At 67.2% G+C, this 17,715-nt stretch carries 11 protein-coding genes; 4 read left to right on the top strand and 7 right to left on the bottom strand.

Translation table 11 applies throughout. The features are described 5' to 3' along the window. Nucleotides 1-102: 102 nt before the first annotated feature. Both acnA and NMB40_RS07020 read left to right on the top strand, forming a co-directional pair. The gene (gene acnA / locus NMB40_RS07025) at nt 103-2,856 is read left to right on the top strand and encodes an aconitate hydratase AcnA (protein WP_494360573.1); all 2,754 of its coding nucleotides are present in this window, start codon (nt 103-105) and stop codon (nt 2,854-2,856) included. Nucleotides 2,857-3,021: 165 nt separating this feature from the next. After that, complete coding sequence (locus NMB40_RS07020; RefSeq protein WP_448142579.1) at nt 3,022-4,698, top strand: long-chain fatty acid--CoA ligase; 1,677 nt, start codon at nt 3,022-3,024, stop codon at nt 4,696-4,698. A gap of 64 nt (nt 4,699-4,762) precedes the next feature. On the opposite strand, the gene NMB40_RS07015 is transcribed toward NMB40_RS07020, so the two are convergent. Then, complete coding sequence (locus NMB40_RS07015) at nt 4,763-5,089, bottom strand: hypothetical protein (protein ID WP_494360572.1); 327 nt, start codon at nt 5,087-5,089, stop codon at nt 4,763-4,765. Between the two features lie 314 nt (nt 5,090-5,403). On the opposite strand from NMB40_RS07015, the gene NMB40_RS07010 reads away from it, so the two are divergent. Further along, the gene (locus tag NMB40_RS07010; protein WP_282247214.1) at nt 5,404-6,273 is read left to right on the top strand and encodes a crotonase/enoyl-CoA hydratase family protein; all 870 of its coding nucleotides are present in this window, start codon (nt 5,404-5,406) and stop codon (nt 6,271-6,273) included. A gap of 59 nt (nt 6,274-6,332) precedes the next feature. Here NMB40_RS07010 and NMB40_RS07005 read toward each other — a convergent pair whose 3' ends face one another. From NMB40_RS07005 to NMB40_RS06980, 6 genes are all read right to left on the bottom strand, one after another. Beyond that, nucleotides 6,333-8,546 (bottom strand): ATP-binding protein, encoded by a 2,214-nt coding sequence (locus NMB40_RS07005; RefSeq protein ID WP_494360571.1) that lies wholly within the window; start codon nt 8,544-8,546, stop codon nt 6,333-6,335. A gap of 1 nt (nt 8,547) precedes the next feature. After that, the gene (gene rpfG / locus NMB40_RS07000) at nt 8,548-9,687 is read right to left on the bottom strand and encodes a cyclic di-GMP phosphodiesterase response regulator RpfG (protein WP_282247201.1); all 1,140 of its coding nucleotides are present in this window, start codon (nt 9,685-9,687) and stop codon (nt 8,548-8,550) included. Between the two features lie 201 nt (nt 9,688-9,888). After that, nucleotides 9,889-11,406 carry a lysine--tRNA ligase gene (gene lysS, locus NMB40_RS06995; protein ID WP_494360570.1) on the bottom strand — a complete coding sequence of 506 codons (1,518 nt, stop codon included), beginning with the start codon at nt 11,404-11,406 and terminating at the stop codon, nt 9,889-9,891. A gap of 96 nt (nt 11,407-11,502) precedes the next feature. After that, a protein-coding gene (prfB, locus tag NMB40_RS06990) for a peptide chain release factor 2 (protein WP_494361051.1) occupies nt 11,503-12,628 on the bottom strand; the annotation gives its coding sequence in 2 pieces (ribosomal slippage) (nt 11,503-12,552 and nt 12,554-12,628; 1,125 coding nt in all). Between the two features lie 55 nt (nt 12,629-12,683). Continuing rightward, a complete protein-coding gene (locus NMB40_RS06985) occupies nt 12,684-13,595 on the bottom strand; it encodes a LytTR family DNA-binding domain-containing protein (RefSeq protein WP_494360569.1) in 912 nt (303 codons plus the stop codon). A 45-nt stretch (nt 13,596-13,640) separates the two neighbouring features. Next, entirely contained in the window at nt 13,641-16,562 is a 2,922-nt protein-coding gene (locus NMB40_RS06980) for a DUF2135 domain-containing protein (protein ID WP_494360568.1), read from the bottom strand. Between the two features lie 94 nt (nt 16,563-16,656). Between NMB40_RS06980 and NMB40_RS06975 the strand changes: the two genes are divergently transcribed. Beyond that, the gene (locus tag NMB40_RS06975; RefSeq protein ID WP_494360567.1) at nt 16,657-17,706 is read left to right on the top strand and encodes a DUF1176 domain-containing protein; all 1,050 of its coding nucleotides are present in this window, start codon (nt 16,657-16,659) and stop codon (nt 17,704-17,706) included. Nucleotides 17,707-17,715 lie beyond the last annotated feature (9 nt).

Below are 17,715 nucleotides of genomic sequence, written 5' to 3'. Positions count from 1 at the left end.
ATCGTTCATACTGACGCCGACTGCCGGGCCGTCGGGACACCGGCAACCGCAAGCAGGCCCCCACGGGCCACTGCAAGCCATCCGCAAGAGGAGTCACCCCGCATGAGCGATTCGTTCTCCACCCGCAGCCAGCTGGACGTCGGCGGCACCACCTACGACTACTTCAGCCTGCCCAGGCTCGGACAGCAGTTCGACATTTCCCACCTGCCCTATTCGATGAAGATCCTGCTGGAGAACCTGCTCCGGCACGAGGACGGCGGGGTCACCGTCGGCAAGGACCACATCGAAGCGGTGGCGCGCTGGGATCCCAAGGCCGAGCCGGACATCGAAATCGCCTTCATGCCCGCCCGCGTGGTCCTGCAGGACTTCACCGGCGTGCCCTGCGTGGTCGACCTGGCCGCCATGCGCGATGCGGTGGTCAAGCTGGGCGGTCGCCCGGAGCAGATCAACCCGCAGATTCCCTCCGAACTGGTCATCGACCACTCGGTGCAGGTCGATGTGTTCGGCACCCCCGACGCGCTGGACCTGAACGGCAAGATCGAGTTCCAGCGCAACCAGGAGCGCTACGGCTTCCTGCGCTGGGGCCAGAAGGCGTTCGACAACTTCAAGGTGGTGCCGCCCAACACCGGCATCGTCCACCAGGTGAACCTGGAAAACCTCGCCCGCGTCGTCATGACCGCCGAGAAGGGCGGCAAGCAGGTGGCCTACCCCGATACGGTATTCGGCACCGACAGCCACACCACCATGATCAATGGCATCGGCGTGCTGGGCTGGGGCGTGGGCGGCATCGAGGCCGAGGCGGCCATGCTGGGCCAGCCCTCCTCCATGCTGATCCCGCAGGTGGTCGGCTTCAAGCTCACCGGGCGCCTGCCCGAAGGCGCCACCGCCACCGACCTGGTGCTCACCGTCACCCAGATGCTGCGCAAGCACGGCGTGGTGGGCAAGTTCGTCGAGTTCTTCGGTGAAGGCCTGCAGCACCTCCCGCTGGCCGACCGCGCCACCATCGGCAACATGGCCCCCGAATACGGCGCCACCTGCGGCATCTTCCCGATCGACAACGAATCGCTGACCTACCTGCGCCTGTCCGGCCGCAGCGAGGAACAGATCGCACTGGTGGAAGCCTACGCCAAGGCCCAGGGCCTGTGGCACGACGCCAACACCGCCCACGCCAGCTACAGCGCCACGCTGGAACTGGACATGGGCGAGGTCAAGCCGTCGCTGGCCGGCCCCAAGCGTCCGCAGGACCGCGTGCTGCTGGAAGACGTCAAGCAGAACTACCGCGACAACCTGGGCGGGCTGACCACCAACCGCGACAAGCGCAACGAAGATATCGCCACGTTCGTCAACGAAGGCGGCGGCGCGGCGGTCGGCAACGAGCAGCTGGCCAAGGGCTATGCCGATGTCGAGCATGACGGCACCCGCTACCGGCTCAAGGACGGCGCGGTGGTCATCGCCGCCATCACCTCCTGCACCAACACCTCCAATCCGGCGGTGATGATCGGTGCCGGCCTGCTGGCCCGCAATGCGGCGGCCAAGGGGCTGGACCGCAAGCCGTGGGTGAAGACCTCGCTCGGCCCAGGCTCGCGCGTGGTCACCGACTACCTTGAGAAGGCCGGTGTGCTCACCGAGCTGGAAAAGGTCGGCTTCTACGTGGTCGGCTACGGCTGCACCACCTGCATCGGCAATTCCGGCCCGCTGCCCACCGAAGTGAGCGCCGCCATCGCCAGTGGCGACCTGGTGGTCACCTCGGTGCTCTCGGGCAACCGCAACTTCGAGGGCCGCGTGCACCCCGAAGTGAAGATGAACTACCTGGCCAGCCCGCCGCTGGTGGTGGCCTATGCCATTGCCGGCACCACCGACATCGACCTGACCACCGAGCCGCTGGGCACCGGCAGCGATGGCCAGCCGGTGTACCTGCGCGACATCTGGCCGAGCAACAAGGAAATCGGCGATGTCATCGCGGCCACCATCGGCCCGGAGATGTTCAAGCAGAACTACGCCGACGTGTTCAAGGGCGACAGCCGCTGGAACACCATCCAGTCGCCCGATGGCGACCTGTACGAATGGGATGGCAGCTCCACCTACATCAAGAACCCGCCCTACTTCGACGGCATGACCATGCAGGTCGGCCATATCGAGGACGTGCACGGGGCGCGGGTGATGGGCCTGTTCGGCGATTCGATCACCACCGACCACATCTCCCCGGCCGGCAACATCAAGAAGGATTCACCGGCAGGCCGCTTCCTGCAGGAGCGCGGCGTGCAGCCGGCCGACTTCAACAGCTACGGCAGCCGCCGCGGCAACGACGATGTGATGGTGCGCGGCACCTTCGCCAACATCCGCATCAAGAACCTCATGTTCGGCGGCGAGGAAGGCGGCAACACCCTGTACTTCCCCAAGGCGGGCGGCGAGCCGCAGAAGCTGGCCATCTACGATGCGGCCATGCAGTACAAGGCCGAGGGCGTACCGCTGGTGGTCTTCGCCGGCAAGGAGTACGGCACCGGCTCCTCGCGCGACTGGGCGGCCAAGGGCACCAACCTGCTGGGCGTGAAGGCGGTGATGGCCGAAAGCTTCGAGCGCATCCACCGCTCCAACCTGGTCGGCATGGGCGTGCTGCCGCTGCAGTTCCAGGCCGGCGAAAACGCCCAGAGCCTGGGCCTGGACGGCTCGGAAACGGTCGACATCACCGGCCTGGCCGATGGCGCCAGCAAGACCGCCACCGTCACCGCCACCAAGGCCGACGGCACCGCAAAGACCTTCCAGGCCCACGTGATGCTGCTCACCCCGAAGGAAGTGGAGTACTTCAAGCACGGCGGCCTGCTGCAGTACGTGCTGCGCCAGCTGGCGGCCCGCTGAGCCGGCCCCGGCCCCTCCCCCATGCGGGGGGCGTTTCGACGCCCCCTGCACGCGATGTTCACAGGTTCTTCGCGTTTTCCATTCGGACCGGTATGCTGCCGGGGACCGAAACGACGGATACTCTCCGTCAGCATCACACCATCAACGTTTCCTGGAGGGGGAATAATGAGTCTGGAACGTCCCTGGCTGCAGAGCTATCCCAACGGCGTGCCCGCCGAAATCGACGTCAACGAGTTCCATTCGGTGTCGGCCGTGTTCGATACGTCGGTGGCCAAGTTCCGCGACCGTCCCGCCTACTCCAGCTTCGGCAAGGTCCTCACCTACGGTGAAACCGATGCCCTGGTCGAGCAGTTCGCCGCCTACCTGCTGGGCGAGCTGAAGCTCAAGAAGGGCGACCGCGTCGCCCTGATGATGCCCAACTGCCTGCAGTACCCGGTGGCCACCTTCGGCGTGCTGCGCGCCGGCCTGACCGTGGTCAACGTCAACCCGCTGTACACCGCCCGCGAGCTCAAGCACCAGCTGGTCGATTCCGGCGCCGCCGTGCTGGTGGTGGTGGACAACTTCGGCGACACCGTGCAGCAGGTCATCGCCGATACGCAGGTCAAGCAGGTCATCACCACCGGCCTGGGCGACATGCTCGGCCTGAAGGGCGTGGTGGTGAACTTCGTGCTGAAGTACATCAAGAAGATGGTGCCCAACTACACCCTGCGCGGTGCGATCCGCTTCAACCAGGCACTGAAGCTGGGCAGCGGCCACACCCTGCCGAAGGTGGAGCTGGACCACGACGACGTGGCCTTCCTGCAGTACACCGGCGGCACCACCGGCGTGGCCAAGGGCGCCATGCTGACCAACCGCAACCTGGTGGCCAACATGCAGCAGGCCTCGGCGTGGATCTCCGCGTCGGGCATCGAGATGGGCAAGGAGTGGATCATCACCGCCCTGCCGCTGTACCACATCTTCGCGTTGACGGCGAACGGCCTGGTCTTCATGAAGTTCGGTGGCTGCAACCACCTGATCACCAACCCGCGCGACATGAAGGGCTTCGTCAAGGAGCTCAAGTCCACCCGCTTCACCGCCATCACCGGCGTCAACACGCTGTTCAACGGCCTGCTCAACACCCCCGGCTTCGACGAGGTGGATTTCTCCTCGCTCAAGGTCACCCTGGGCGGCGGCATGGCGGTGCAGCGTGCCGTGGCCGAGCGCTGGAAGAAGACCACCGGCATCACCCTGGTCGAGGCCTACGGCCTGACCGAGACCTCGCCGGCGGCCTGCATCAACCCGCTCAACCTGGCCGAGTACAACGGCGCGATCGGCCTGCCGATCCCGTCCACCGACGCCTGCGTGAAGGACGACAACGGCGTCACCCTGCCGGCCGGCGACGTCGGCGAGCTGTGCATCCGTGGCCCGCAGGTGATGAAGGGTTACTGGCAGCGCCCGGAAGAAACCGCCAAGGCGATCGACGCCGAGGGCTGGCTGCACACCGGCGACATGGCACGCATGGACGAGCACGGCTTCTTCTACATCGTGGACCGCAAGAAGGACATGATCCTGGTGTCCGGCTTCAACGTGTACCCGAACGAAGTCGAAGACGTCATCGCGATGATGCCCGGCGTGCTGGAAGTGGCCGCCGTGGGCGTGCCGGATGAAAAGTCCGGTGAGATCGTCAAGGTGGTCATCGTCAAGAAGGACCCGAACCTGACCGCCGAAATGGTCAAGGAACACGCCCGCGCCAACCTGACCGGCTACAAGCACCCGCGCATCGTCGAGTTCCGCAAGGAACTGCCGAAGACCAACGTCGGCAAGATCCTGCGCCGCGAACTGCGCGACGCACCCGCCGCGTAACTGCCGGCATCAAGCACCACCAGAACGCCCGCCTCGCGGGCGTTCTGCTTTCTGCCTGCCGCGCTCACTGATACCCCAACTCACCCGTCACCCGCGAGCACGTCAGGTCCGTGTCCACATGGAACGACTCGGCGCCACCTGCAGGCAGCCGCGCGCTCATCTCCGCCAGCAACAGGACAGAGAAGCCGCGCCCCGAACCTCCAACGTCCTCGGCATCGACCACGTATGCGGTCGCATCCCACCCGCGCGTCTTCTTTACGTGTTCCTGGACCACTTGCAGGCACTTCACGGAAACCGGCGGCGATGTCTGGCCGTACCCGTTCGACGTCCGGGCACCTGCGGTGCCTATTGCCAGGACCAGCATCACCATCATTCCGACGGCAGCGTTCATTTGGAAATCCTCCAGTCCCGCCAGAAATTGAAGTGAGTTACTGCAGCCACGCAGGGCGTGGTGCTGGATATTCGTCGAATTCCTATATTGACCCGTCACCATCACCTGCGGCCACGCAGCGCGATGTGAATCGCTGGATTCCCTTGCGGCATAAGGCTGAACGAGATTCTGGCCGGTATTCCGGGCGGCCGCGGACATTATGCAGGGCGTTTGCATTCCGGCCCGGGTTGGCGGTGTAGGATCGCGGCGTGTGGACCCGTCCGGCCTGCCGCCCACCGTCCTCCCTGCAGGCCAACCCCGCCGAGGCAATCACCATGCAATCCATCGAAAAGCTTCCGTATTCCCGCGGCTACGCGACCATCCGCACCGAGTCGACCCCCGACGACGCCGCCCACTGGCTCTTCATGCACGCCGATGCCGCCACCGGCATCCGTCCCTGCTGCCGCAAGGACATGCTCGATGAAATGTGGAGCGTCATGAGTCAGATCACGCTGTCCCCGGCCGAGCGCAACAGCGGCCGCCTGCGCCACTTCGTGCTGGCCTCCGATGCCACTGCCTACAACCTGGGCGGCGACCTGGCCCTGTTCGCCCAGCTGATCCGCGAAGGCAACCGCGACCGCCTGCTCGCCTATGCCCAGCGCTGCGTGGAAGGCGTGCACCACCTGCACACCGGCTTCGGTGGCGACGTGCGCTCGATCGCGCTGATCCAGGGCGATGCACTGGGCGGCGGCCTGGAAATGGCGCTGGCCTGCCACACCATCATTGCCGAGGAAGGCTGTGGCATGGGCCTGCCCGAAGTGCTGTTCGGGCTGTTCCCGGGCATGGGCGCGTACTCGTTCCTGTGCCGCCGCGTGGCCCCGCAGCTGGCCGAGAAGATCATCCTGGAAGGCCGCGTCTACTCGTCCGAAGAGATGTACGCCATGGGCGTGGTCGACGTGCTGGTGCCCAAGGGCCAGGGCATCAAGGCCGCCGAAGACCTGATCCGCCAGCAGCAGCGCACCCCGCGCACCTACCTGGCGATGAACGCTGCACGCAACCTGGCCCAGGCGGTGGGCTATGACGAACTGCTGGAAATCACCAAGATCTGGGTGGATTCGGCACTGGCCCTGGAAGACAAGTCGCTGCGCACCATGGATCGGTTGATCAAGGCGCAGACCCGTCGTGCCCAGTCCGATGCCGCGTAACTGCGCCATCGCAAGCAGGGGGTTCCAGTAAAAAAGCCCGGTAGGAACCGGGCTTTTTTTCAACGCATGTCGATGCCGCCGTCGTCCGTGGAGGAAGCACCCGGGCGCCTGCGTTCTTCCAGCGCCTGCTTGCCTTCCTTCACCGCCGTGCGGATCAGCTTCATCCGCTCGCGCCACTCGCTCTTGAGCTGCCAGTCGGCCATGTGCATCACCTCGCCGGCACGGTAAGCCACCCGCACAAGGCCCAGGTTGCTGGCCACGCCCTTGATGGCGTGCGCCTGCTCGCGTAGGTGCACCCAGTCGCCACGTTCGCCCGCTTCCATGGCCACGCCCACGCACTGCGTGGCGTCGGCCAGGCACTGGCGGATGAACTCCTGCTCGAAGCCCTCGCCCATGCCCAGCGCGGCAAGTTCATCGAGCACGCCGGTATCGAGCACGCCCACTGCCACCGGCGTGGACGGCACCACGGCGGTACGGGCTTTCAGGCCATCGTTGGCGGCAATCTCGGCCAGCGTGTCCAGCAGCTTCACCGGCACCACCGGCTTGCCGAAGAAGGTGTGCGCACCGGCCTGGGTGCACTGCTGGATCGATTCGGGGGTGACATCGGCGCTGAGCACCAGCACCGGCGTGCGCGGGGCGCCACCGGCCTGCAGCACGCGCAGCTCCTTGAGCATGTCCAGCCCGCTCATGCCCGGCATGTGCAGGTCGACGATGGCCACGTCGTAGTCGCTCTCGGCCATCGCATCGAGCACGGCTTCACCGCCGTTGACGCAGACCACCTTGTGCCCTGCCTTCTGCAGCAGCCGCTGCAGCACCAGCCGGTTGGCCTGGTGATCATCGGCCACCAGCACCTTCATGCTGCGCACGCGGGCGCGATGGCGCAGGAACGGGTCGGCGAAAGCGATTACATTGTCCTGCGCACCCTGCAGGCCGTTGCCGAGCACGGCCGGGGTGAACTCGCCAGCCACGACCGGTGGCAATGCGAACGGCAGTTCGAACCAGAAGCAGCTGCCCTGCGGCGGGTTCTCGGCATAGCCGATCTGCCCCCCCATCGCTTCCACCAGCCCGCGCGAGATCGAGGTGCCCAGCCCGCTGCCTTCGTGGCGGCGGCCCAGGCTGACGTCGGCCTGCTCGAAGGCCTGGAACAGGCGCGAACGCATTTCCGGACCCACGCCAATACCGGTGTCGAGGATGTCGAAGCGCAGCCGGACCTGGCCATGGCCTTCCTCGCCCACCTGCGACACCCGGATCTCGATCCTGCCGTGTTCGGTGAACTTGACCGCGTTGCCCGCCAGGTTGAGCAGGATCTGGCGCAGGTGGCCCAGGTCACCGCGCAGCAGGCGCGGCACGCCAACGGCCACCTTCACCTGGTAATCGAGCCGCTTCAGGCGCGCCTGTGGCATCAGGATCAGGCCGATCGACTGCACCACGTCGTCCAGAGAGAAGTCTTCGGCCACCACCCGCAGCTTGCCCGCTTCGATGGCCGAGATGTCCAGCACCTCTTCCACCAGCGCCAGCAGGCTGCGCGAAGAGGCCTGGATGGTGTTGACGCACTCGCGCTGCTCTTCATCCAGCGTGGTGGTGGCCAGCACCTCGGTCATGCCCGACAGGCCATTGAGCGGGGTGCGGAACTCGTGGCTCATGTTGGCCAGGAAACGGCTCTTGGCCTCGCTGGCGCGGCGCGCCTCGTCCATGGCATGGGTCAACTGGCGCAGCAGCGTGGCGAAGTACAGCGGCACCGCCGCCAGCCCCAGCCACAGGCCGAAGCCCAGCCGCGCGTTGGCCTGCCAGTAGCCGGTGGCCAGCACCGTCACGCCGAAGCTGACCAGCGCCATGCCCACCGCGGTGTACAGGTACTTGTTGCCGTAGCGCATGCCGTTGCCGACAGTGACCCACATCACCACGATGTAGACCCACGACAGCGGCTCGCCCATCTGCACCATGCCGGCCGCGATCAGTCCGTAATCGGCCAGCATGCCGGCCACCCGGCGCGGGTCCGAACGGCCGGGGCGCGCCAGCAGCCACGAGAACAGCAGCACCGACAGCGTCAGCCCGGTCAGCACGATGCCCAGCACCACCTGGTACTGGTGGTGCGGCAGATCGTTGCGCACCCCCGGCATCAGCACGTAGCCCAGGATCAGCACGATCAGCACGATGCGTACGATCGCCTGGCCATGCTCACTGTCGGGGCGGTTGCCCAGCTGGCGCCTGAGCAGCGCCAGGCCCGGGAGCGCGCCAAACCGCTGCTTCAACACCTGGAACAGACCGGCCATGTCACATCCCCGGGCGGGAGGACGCAACGGAATGCTGCGCGCAGATATCGTCCAGCTGCACGCGGCCGCGCAGCAGCGCGTCCACGCAGCGCGGGTCGAACAGGCGTCCGCGTTGTGCGTACAGATAGGCCAGGGTGGCTTCCATCGTCCATGCTTCCTTGTATGGGCGCGGCGAGATCAGGGCATCGAAGACATCGGCAACGGCCACGATCCGCGCTTCCAGCGGGATGGCTTCACCGACCAGACCGTCGGGATACCCGCTGCCGTCGTAACGTTCGTGGTGGCGCAGCGCGATCAACGCGCCGACCTGGATGAAACGGTTCTGGCTGCCACTGAGCAGCTCGTAACCGATACGCGGGTGCCGGCGCATGATGGCCAGCTCCTCGTCGTTGAGTTTCCCCTGCTTGAGCAGCACGGCATCGGGAATGGCGATCTTGCCCATGTCGTGCAGGGGCGCCGCCATCTCGATCAGTTTGACTTCTTCTTCCGGCAGCCCGAGCTGCTCGGCAATCAGCCCCGCTACGTGCGCCATGCGCTCGAGATAGGCACTGGTACCGGCATCACGGAACTCGATCGCGCGGGCCAGCCGCGACAGCGTCTCGCGCTCGCGTTCCTCGACCTCGTGCATGCTGGCCAGCAGCCGCTGTTCCAGCGACAGCGCGCGTTGCTTCACGTTTTCCGACTGCTGGCGCAGCTGCAGCAGGTTGTAGCAGCGCGCGCGCAGCTCGCGCGGGCGGATCGGCTTGACCAGGAAATCGATGACACCCGCTTCCAGCGCCGCCTGCCGGATCGGCTCGTCGCCAACCACGGTGATCAGGATCACGGGAATGTCGCGGTGCTTGGGCAGGCGGCGGAAACGCCGGGCGAATTCCAGCCCGTCCATTTCCGGCATGCGGTAATCGAGCAGCAGCAGGTCCACCCCGTGCGATTCGCACCAGGCAAGGGCGGTGAGCGGGTCGCCGAAATCATGCACGCTCAATTCCGGCGCGATGTCCTCGATGACATGCCGCAGCATGGTGCGCGCGGACGTCTGATCGTCAACGATGACAATATTCAAGGCTGATTCCGTCGTCTTCCTGGACCACACTGGCACATGCTGCGGTAAGGATACCCCGCCGCTCTGCATACCGGCACCTTGCATGGGACCACCTCCGGTCACGATTCCCCAGTTCATGATCGTGGTCACAGTGTGATGCGCGTGTCACGCATGCCCCGTCCCATCCTCATGCTCCATGGCCGGCGCGCATTGCGCCATCTAGGGCCACGGGGAAACCATACGCGTCCGGCCACCGCAGCGGAAGCCCGCCGGGACGGCCCCCGAGGGGCCATCCGGACCTACGTCTCAGTTTTCGGGACGCATGTAGGGGAACAGCAGCACATCGCGGATCGAGCTGCTGCCGGTCAGCAGCATCACCAGGCGGTCGATGCCGATGCCCAGGCCGCCGGTCGGGGCCATACCGTACTCCAGCGCACGGATGTAATCGGCGTCGTAATGCATGGCTTCGTCGTCGCCGCCTTCCTTGGCCGTGACCTGGGCCTGGAAGCGGGCCGCCTGGTCTTCCGGGTCGTTCAGCTCGGAGAAGCCGTTGGCGAGCTCCTTGCCGTTGATGAACAGCTCGAAGCGGTCGGTGTAGCCGGGCTGGTCGTCGTTGGCGCGGGCCAGCGGGGACACCTCGACCGGGTGGTCGGTGATGAAGGTCGGCTGCACCAGGGTGTGCTCGACGGTGGCTTCGAAGATCTCCAGCAGCAGCTTGCCCCAGCCGTAGGACGGCTTGACCCGGATCTTCAGGCGCTCGCAATGGCGCAGCAGCGCCTCGCGGTCGGTGCAGTCGGCCAGGCTGATCTCCGGGTTGTGGTGGCGCACCGCTTCATCCATGCGCCAGCGGCGGAACGCCGGGGCCAGGTCGATGGTGGCGCCATCCCACTCCACCGTGGTGGTGCCCAGCACCTTGCTGGCCACGTCACGGATCACGCCTTCGGTCAGGTCCATCACTTCGTTGTACGTGGCGTAGGCCTCGTACAGCTCCATCATGGTGAATTCTGGGTTGTGCCGGGTGCTGACGCCTTCGTTGCGGAAGTTGCGGTTGATCTCGTACACGCGCTCCAAGCCACCCACGACCAGGCGCTTGAGGTACAGCTCCGGGGCCACGCGCAGGTACAGGTCCAGGTCCAGCGCGTTGTGGTGGGTGGTGAACGGCTTGGCCGTGGCGCCGCCGGGAATGTAATGCATCATCGGCGTTTCGACTTCCAGGAAGTCGCGGTTGTCCAGCCAGGCCCGCATGGCGCGGATGATCCGCGAGCGCTTGATGAACACCTCGCGCGACTCCGGGGTCACGATCAGGTCCACGTAGCGCTGGCGGTAGCGCTGCTCCACGTCGGCCAGGCCGTGCCACTTGTCCGGCAGCGGGCGCAGCGACTTGGTGAGCAGGCGGATGCTGGTGGCCTTGACCGACAGCTCGCCGGTCTTGGTCCGGGTCAGCCCGCCTTCCACGGCAATGATGTCGCCCACGTCCCAGCCCTTGAAGGCGGTGTAGGCATCGCCCAGGGTGCTGCCCTGCAGGAACAGCTGGATGCGGCCGGATTCGTCCTGGATCTGGGCGAAGCTGGCCTTGCCCATCACCCGCTTGGCCATCAGCCGGCCGGCCATCTTCACCTGGCGGTCGGTGGCTTCCAGCGCTTCGGCGGTCCACTGCTCGGCGTCGGCGAACTCATCCTGCAGCTTGCCGGCGAAGTCTTCACGACGGAAATCGTTCGGGTAGGCAATGCCCTGCCCGCGCAGCGCGGTCAGTTTCGCGCGGCGCTCGGCGATGAGGCTGTTCTCGTCGACGGGGGGCTGCGGCGCGGGGATCTGATCGTTCATGGCGTGGGTCTATGTCTGGGGGGATATGGACGGGGAGTACGAAACCCGGGGCGTGCCGGGGTGGAGCGGATCGGGCCGCACGTGGCGGCCCGACCGTCAGGCGTCGAGGCGTTTGGAACCGACTTCCAGGCCCGACTTCAGACTGGCTTCGACGAACTCGTCGAGGTCGCCATCGAGCACCTTCTGGGTGTCCGAACGCTCAATGCCGGTACGCAGGTCCTTGATGCGGCTCTGGTCGAGCACGTAGTTGCGGATCTGGCTGCCCCAGCCGATGTCGGACTTGGTCGCTTCCACCGCATCGCGCTCGGCGTTGCGCTTCTGGATTTCCAGCTCGTACAGCTTGGCGGCCAGCATCTTCATCGCGTTGTCGCGGTTCTGGTGCTGGCTGCGGCCGGTCTGGCAGGCCACGACCGTATTGGTCGGGATGTGCGTGATGCGCACCGCCGATTCGGTCTTGTTGACGTGCTGGCCACCGGCGCCGGACGAACGGTACACGTCGGTACGCAGGTCGGCCGGGTTGATGTCGATCTCAATGTTGTTGTCGACTTCCGGCGACACGAACACCGAGGTGAAGCTGGTGTGGCGGCGGTTGTCCGAATCGAACGGCGACTTGCGCACCAGGCGGTGCACGCCGGTTTCGGTCTTCAGCCAGCCGTAGGCATAGTCGCCTTCCACGCGCAGCGTGGCCGACTTGATGCCGGCAACATCGCCACCGGACACTTCCATCAGTTCGGTCTTCCAGCCGCGCGATTCGCACCAGCGCAGGTACATGCGCAGCAGGATTTCGGCCCAGTCCTGGGCTTCGGTACCACCGGCACCGGCCTGGATGTCGACGAACGCCGGGGCGTTGTCCATCTTGCCGGAGAACATGCGCTGGAATTCCAGCTGTTCCACGTGCTTCTGGTACTTGTCCAGGTCGGCGACCACGGCCAGGGCGGTATCTTCGTCCTGTTCGCTTTCAGCCAGTTCCAGCAGTTCGCCGGATTCGGCCAGGCCATCCAGGATGGTGGCGATGCCGCCCACGGTCTTTTCCAGGCTGGAACGCTCGCGGCCCAGGGTCTGGGCATATTCGGCGTTGTTCCAGATATCGGGGTTTTCCAGTTCCCGGGTTACTTCTTCCAGACGCTCTTTCTTGGCGTCGTAGTCAAAGATACCCCCTGAGCGAGAGCACGCGATCGGTGAGATCGGTGATTCGCTGGCGCACGGGATTGAGCTCGATCATATCGGCGGTAATGAAGGCTTGGGACAAGACCGGAATTGTAGCCCAGAGCGCTTGTTCATGTTGCTGTCGGCGTCGCGGCAGGCTCGGCCGGTGCGGGCCCCTGCCCCAGTGCGGCGCGCAGCACCGGCAGCTGGCGGCGGCTGCACGGCAGCATGCTGCCATCCTTCAGGTGGGCCCGGGCCTCCCCGCTGTCCAGCGGCTCGATGGAGACCAGGAAGCCCAGGTTGAGCACGTAGCTGCGGTGGATGCGCACGAACCGGGCCGGGTCCAGCTGTGCCTCCAGGGCCGCCATCGTGCTGCGCAGCGGGTACTCATGGCCGCGCACGTGCAGGTTCATGTAGTTGCCGGCGGCCTGGGCGTACTCGATGTCGGCGGTGGCCACCAGGAAATCCCGGCCCAGCTTGCGCACCAGGAAGCGCTGCGGGCGCTCGACCGGCTCCTCCGGCGGGGCATCGTCGGGCGCGGCCAGCAGGTGCGCCTCGCCCTGCCGGCGGCGGCCGAACCAGCTGAAGAAGTGCTCCAGCGCCACGAAGCTGAAGAACGCGCGCACGTCCTTGAGGTACTCGTACAGGATCCGGGTCGGCCAGGCCGAGCCGTCCACGTAGCGCTCGCCCACGCTGGCATAGGCCAGGTGGCGCAGCAGCATCATCCCGGCCACGTGCAGCAGCGACCAGCCCACGCTGGCCAGCAGGTACAGCGGCAGCCGCCGCTTCCAGGTATCGGCATGCAGCGGCCAGCGCTGGCAGCCCCACCACAGCAGCGGCAGGGTCAGCAGGATCATGCCGGCGCTGCTCAGCTCCCACGTCATCGGCTCCCACAGCGCCAGCGCCTCACCCCGGCGCTGGGCATCCATCACCTCGACCACGGCATTGGCCACGCCGCTGCCGAGCAGGATGGCGGCCCAGACCAGCAGGCGGCTGGTGGGCCGCCAGCGCGGGGAACTTCGGTGGGGCACGTTCGGGTCCATGCATCGGGCGCCGGGGAATCAGCGCCCGATTCTACGGGCTGCGGCTCAGCGCACGTCGAACTCGCCCACCAGCACGGTGTCGGCACTGTCCTTCAGGCGCATGGTCACCTGCTGGTCCTGCTGGCGGCGGCTGCCCCAGTGCGTGCTCAGGCGCAGGGTCAGCGTGGTGGCCCCGGTCACCAGCTGCTCGCGGCTGCCGAAGTAGTTCGCCTCCACCTTGTAGCGGCCGGGCTTGGCCTGGCGCAGCGAGAACTGTTCCGGACCGTAGCCACCGGTGAAGTCGCGCGACATCTGGCCGCCCTGCCAGGTCAGCCGGTTGCCGTAGTAGGCGCGCTCGCCGTTGGGGTCGGTCACCCACAGGTCCATGTCGCTGTTGTCGCTGTCCCAGCTGAGTACCACGCGCAGGTCCAGCGGCATCGGCCGGCGCAGCCGCGGGTCCACCGCGCGGGCATCCACCCCGGTGCGCGCCACCAGCGTGGTCAGCTCATCCAGCGCGATCAGCGAGATGCCGTCGAAGCGTTCGTCCCACGGCCGCACCACCACCTCGTTGAACGCGGCCAGCGCCGCCTGCGGCTGGTTGTCCGCTTCCAGCGCCAGGGCCAGGTCGCGGAAGCTCTGCGGCTCCTCCTCGCCCAATGCCAGCACGTCACGGAACACCGGCACCGCCAGTGCCGGTGCCTTGGCCTGCATCAGCCGGTAGCCCAGCACGCGCAGCACGTGGCGGTTTTCCAGCTGCATCTCGGCCAGGTTGGACAGCACCCGCAGCGCCAGGTCGCGCTGGCCGTGGGCGAACAGGATGTCGGCCACGTCGAGGTAGAAGGCGCTGCTGTCGGCGTGCTGTTCGCGCTCCTGCAGGTACAGCGCATACACCGCCTCCGGCCGTGCCGCGCGCAACCGGCGTGCGTACGCCGAGTCCGGTGCCCAGGCGGCGACGGTGATGCGCAGCGCGCCCTGGTTCGCCCGGTCATCGGCATCGGTTTCCACCGCCATATCGGCTGCAGCATCGGCCTGCGTGCGCCGGGACGCGGTGAGCTCCACGCGATCCAGCGTGGTGGAAGCCGCCTCCGCCCGCTCGCGCTGCGCGCTTTCGGCGGCCAGCATCATGGCCGGCGCGGGCGGTGCCGGTGCGGCGGCCGGCATCGGTGCCATCAACTGCTTGCTCGACGCCGCCGCCGGAGGTGCGCCTTTCGGCCAGGCCCGGTTCCACCATTGTTCGCGCTCGGCGAACTGCAGGGCCAGCTTGTCCAGGCGCGCGCGGCGGGCGCCGGCCTCGTCATCCAGCGTCACCGCGTGCAGGCGGTCGTAGTCCTGCTGCAGCGGTCCAGCCGGGCGGATGCCATAGCGCAGGTAGTCGTCCAGCGTTTCCAGCACCAGCAGCGAGGTATCGGCGCCGACCAGGCCAAAGCGCTGCGACAGCGCCTGGATCGCGCCACGGTTGCCCACGGGATCTGCGGCCAGTTCGCGGCGCCGGGCCTCCGCCCAGGCATGGGCGACCAATGCACCGCCGGTATCGCGTGCCTGCGCCAGCGGAATCGTCAGCGCCTGCCGCGTGCCGTCTGCAGCCGGCAGGTGCACCCGCAGTACGCCGTCTGCGTGCTGCATCCGGGCCAGCACGCGCACCCAGCCCTGGTCGGCGCGTTCGGCATCCACGATCAGGTCGGCCAGCCCATCGCCTTCGGCCTGCACGTTGCCCGGGTTGTCGCGCAGCAGGCGTGCCGTCATGGACGCCACATCCTGGCTGCCGTTCACCACCAGCAGCTGCCCCTGCCCTGCACGCGCCCACGCACGCAGCCGGTCGCCGTCGGTGCGTGCACCGGCACCACTGAGCGCATACAGGCGCTGGTTCGCACGCAATGCGGGGCGGTCGCGCCTGCCATAGTTGGCCAGCCCATCGCTGACCAGCAGGTACTCGTCGATGTCGGCTTGCGCGGTCCAGTCACCCAGCGCACTCGCGCCGTCGTAGGCCAACGCCTCCAGGTGCCGGCGCAGTGCGCTCCAGTCACCGTTGCGGATGGCGAAGCGACGGATCGGCTCGGCGCGGTCACGCAGTACGGTCAGCTGCACCTCGCCGTTGCCGATGGCGCCGAAGTAGCGCTCCAGCACCGCAAGCTCCGCTGCAGTATCGCGATTCCGCCCGGAGCCGGATGCATCCCAGAGCAGGCCCACACGATGGGGCAAGGCGCGTTGGCGGGTCTGCACCGGCACAGGCACCTGCACCATCACATAGCGCTCGCCATCGAAGCCGCCCCGCACTGCATCCACCCCGCGCGGCAGCGGCAGGGTCCAGCCCAGTTGATCCGGCAGCTGCCCACCGCTGCCCTGCCACTCGGCGCGCCAGGCACCGTCGCGCAGCGCCAGGGCCAGCGTCGGCGGTCCGTGAATCACCGGCACACCGGTAGCCATCGCGTCCAGGCGCAGCTGTACCGACCTGGCCTGCCCCACGAACTGCAACGGCAGGGTCCAGCGCAGGCCCTCCCTGCTCACCGGCAGCGCCTCACGCACCGTCAATGCCACCCGACGCGTGCCCAGCGCAGGAATGGGGTAGATCCGCAGGCGGAACTGGTTGCCCGCCGTCTGCTCCAACAGGCCCGGATCAACACGGCGCCGCTCGATCGCCTCGAACACCTGGCGTCCCTGCGCCTTGGGCACGGGCACCGCATCGCGCAGCACGCCATCGATATCCAGGGAGAAGGCGGTTACCTGCTGGCCGTCGGCCAACGGGAATTCCAGCGCGCCTTCCAGCACGCGCCGGTTCGGGTTGCGGAACACCAGTTCGATACGGGTTTCGGCCAGGCCGGCCGCCACATGGCTGTCGATGCGCGCCTGTTCCAGCTGCACCGGCTGTTCCGCACCGGCTACCTTCAGCAGCGGCTCGACCAGGCGCTGCGCTGCCGCCGTCGGCATGCCCGCTCCCCCACCCACCCACAGCAACAACCCCAAGCCGATACCACGCAGCACGCTGTCCATGTGACGCTCCTGATCCGATGACGAAGGGTTGAACGCACCAGCACCGGAAAAGGGGTTGGACAGCACGCCCCCCGCTGGTCCACGATCCCTCCCCATGCGCCCTTCCCTGATCCCCCTGCTGCTCGCCGGCCTGTTCCCGGCCGCGCACGCTGCACCGGCCAGCGCGATTACTCCCGGCGTGGCATTCAGCCATGAGGACTGGACGCTGGCCTGCGACAACACCCGCACCTGCCGGGCCGCCGGCTACCAGGACGAGGACGCTGGCGGCGACCCCGTCTCCGTCCTGCTCACCCGACGTGGCGGCCCGGACCAGCCGATCGGGGCCGAGCTGATGCTGGGCGATTACGAGGAAAGCGACCTGCCGGCCGCCGTCACCCTGCGCATCAACGGCACCGCGCTGGGCACCGTGGCGGACACCACCCGGTTCTCTGCGGCGCAGGTGACGGCACTCCTCAAGGCCCTGGTGAAGGACAGCCGCATCGAGCTGATCGGCGACAACGGCCGCCAGTGGACCCTGTCCGACCGCGGTGCATCGGCGGTGCTGCTGAAGATGGACGAGTTCCAGGGTCGGCTCGGCACGCCGGGCGCGATCCTGCGCAAAGGCAGCCACGCCGAAGCCAGCGTGCCGGCCTCGCTGCCGGTACCGGTGGTGACCCTGCCTCGGCGCGTGGCCACGCGCCCGGCCGACGAAGCCCTGGCCAACGCCCCGACGCTCCGTGCCGCGCTGGCCGCCGCGACCTCGCAGGACAACTGCGAAGCACTGCACCCCAGCGAGGGCACCTATGCGGACGAAGACCCCCAGGCAATCGAGGTCAAGCGCCTGGACAGCCGCCGGCTGCTGGTGTCCATGACCTGCTGGCGCGGCGCCTACAACGCGGGCAGCGGCTACTGGGTAGTCAACGACCGCGCGCCCTACCAGCCCGCTTACATCACCAACCTGGGCGTGGACGATGACGCACTGACCATCTCGTCCTCGCACAAGGGCCGCGGCCTGGGCGACTGCTGGTCCAGCGCCAGCTGGGCGTGGAACGGCACCACTTACGTCCAGACATCAGACAGCACCACCGGCCTGTGCCGGCTGGTCGCCGCAGGCGGTGCCTGGGACCTGCCGACACTGGTGACTGAGGTGAAGGAAGCTCCTTGAGCCGCCCGC

The sequence above is a fragment of the Stenotrophomonas sp. FBCC-B152 genome, from assembly GCF_059134105.1.
This window is presented reverse-complemented; position numbering and strand designations above follow the sequence as displayed.

Coding starts and splice junctions, on each gene's coding strand:
- lysS (WP_494360570.1), bottom strand. CDS start 11,406: ATGAACGATCAGATCCCCGCGCCGCAGCCCCCCGTCGACGAGAACAGC.
- NMB40_RS07015 (WP_494360572.1), bottom strand. CDS start 5,089: ATGAACGCTGCCGTCGGAATGATGGTGATGCTGGTCCTGGCAATAGGC.
- NMB40_RS07010 (WP_282247214.1), top strand. CDS start 5,404: ATGCAATCCATCGAAAAGCTTCCGTATTCCCGCGGCTACGCGACCATC.
- rpfG (WP_282247201.1), bottom strand. CDS start 9,687: ATGCAAGGTGCCGGTATGCAGAGCGGCGGGGTATCCTTACCGCAGCAT.
- acnA (WP_494360573.1), top strand. CDS start 103: ATGAGCGATTCGTTCTCCACCCGCAGCCAGCTGGACGTCGGCGGCACC.
- NMB40_RS07005 (WP_494360571.1), bottom strand. CDS start 8,546: ATGGCCGGTCTGTTCCAGGTGTTGAAGCAGCGGTTTGGCGCGCTCCCG.
- NMB40_RS06980 (WP_494360568.1), bottom strand. CDS start 16,562: ATGGACAGCGTGCTGCGTGGTATCGGCTTGGGGTTGTTGCTGTGGGTG.
- NMB40_RS06985 (WP_494360569.1), bottom strand. CDS start 13,595: ATGGACCCGAACGTGCCCCACCGAAGTTCCCCGCGCTGGCGGCCCACC.
- NMB40_RS07020 (WP_448142579.1), top strand. CDS start 3,022: ATGAGTCTGGAACGTCCCTGGCTGCAGAGCTATCCCAACGGCGTGCCC.
- NMB40_RS06975 (WP_494360567.1), top strand. CDS start 16,657: ATGCGCCCTTCCCTGATCCCCCTGCTGCTCGCCGGCCTGTTCCCGGCC.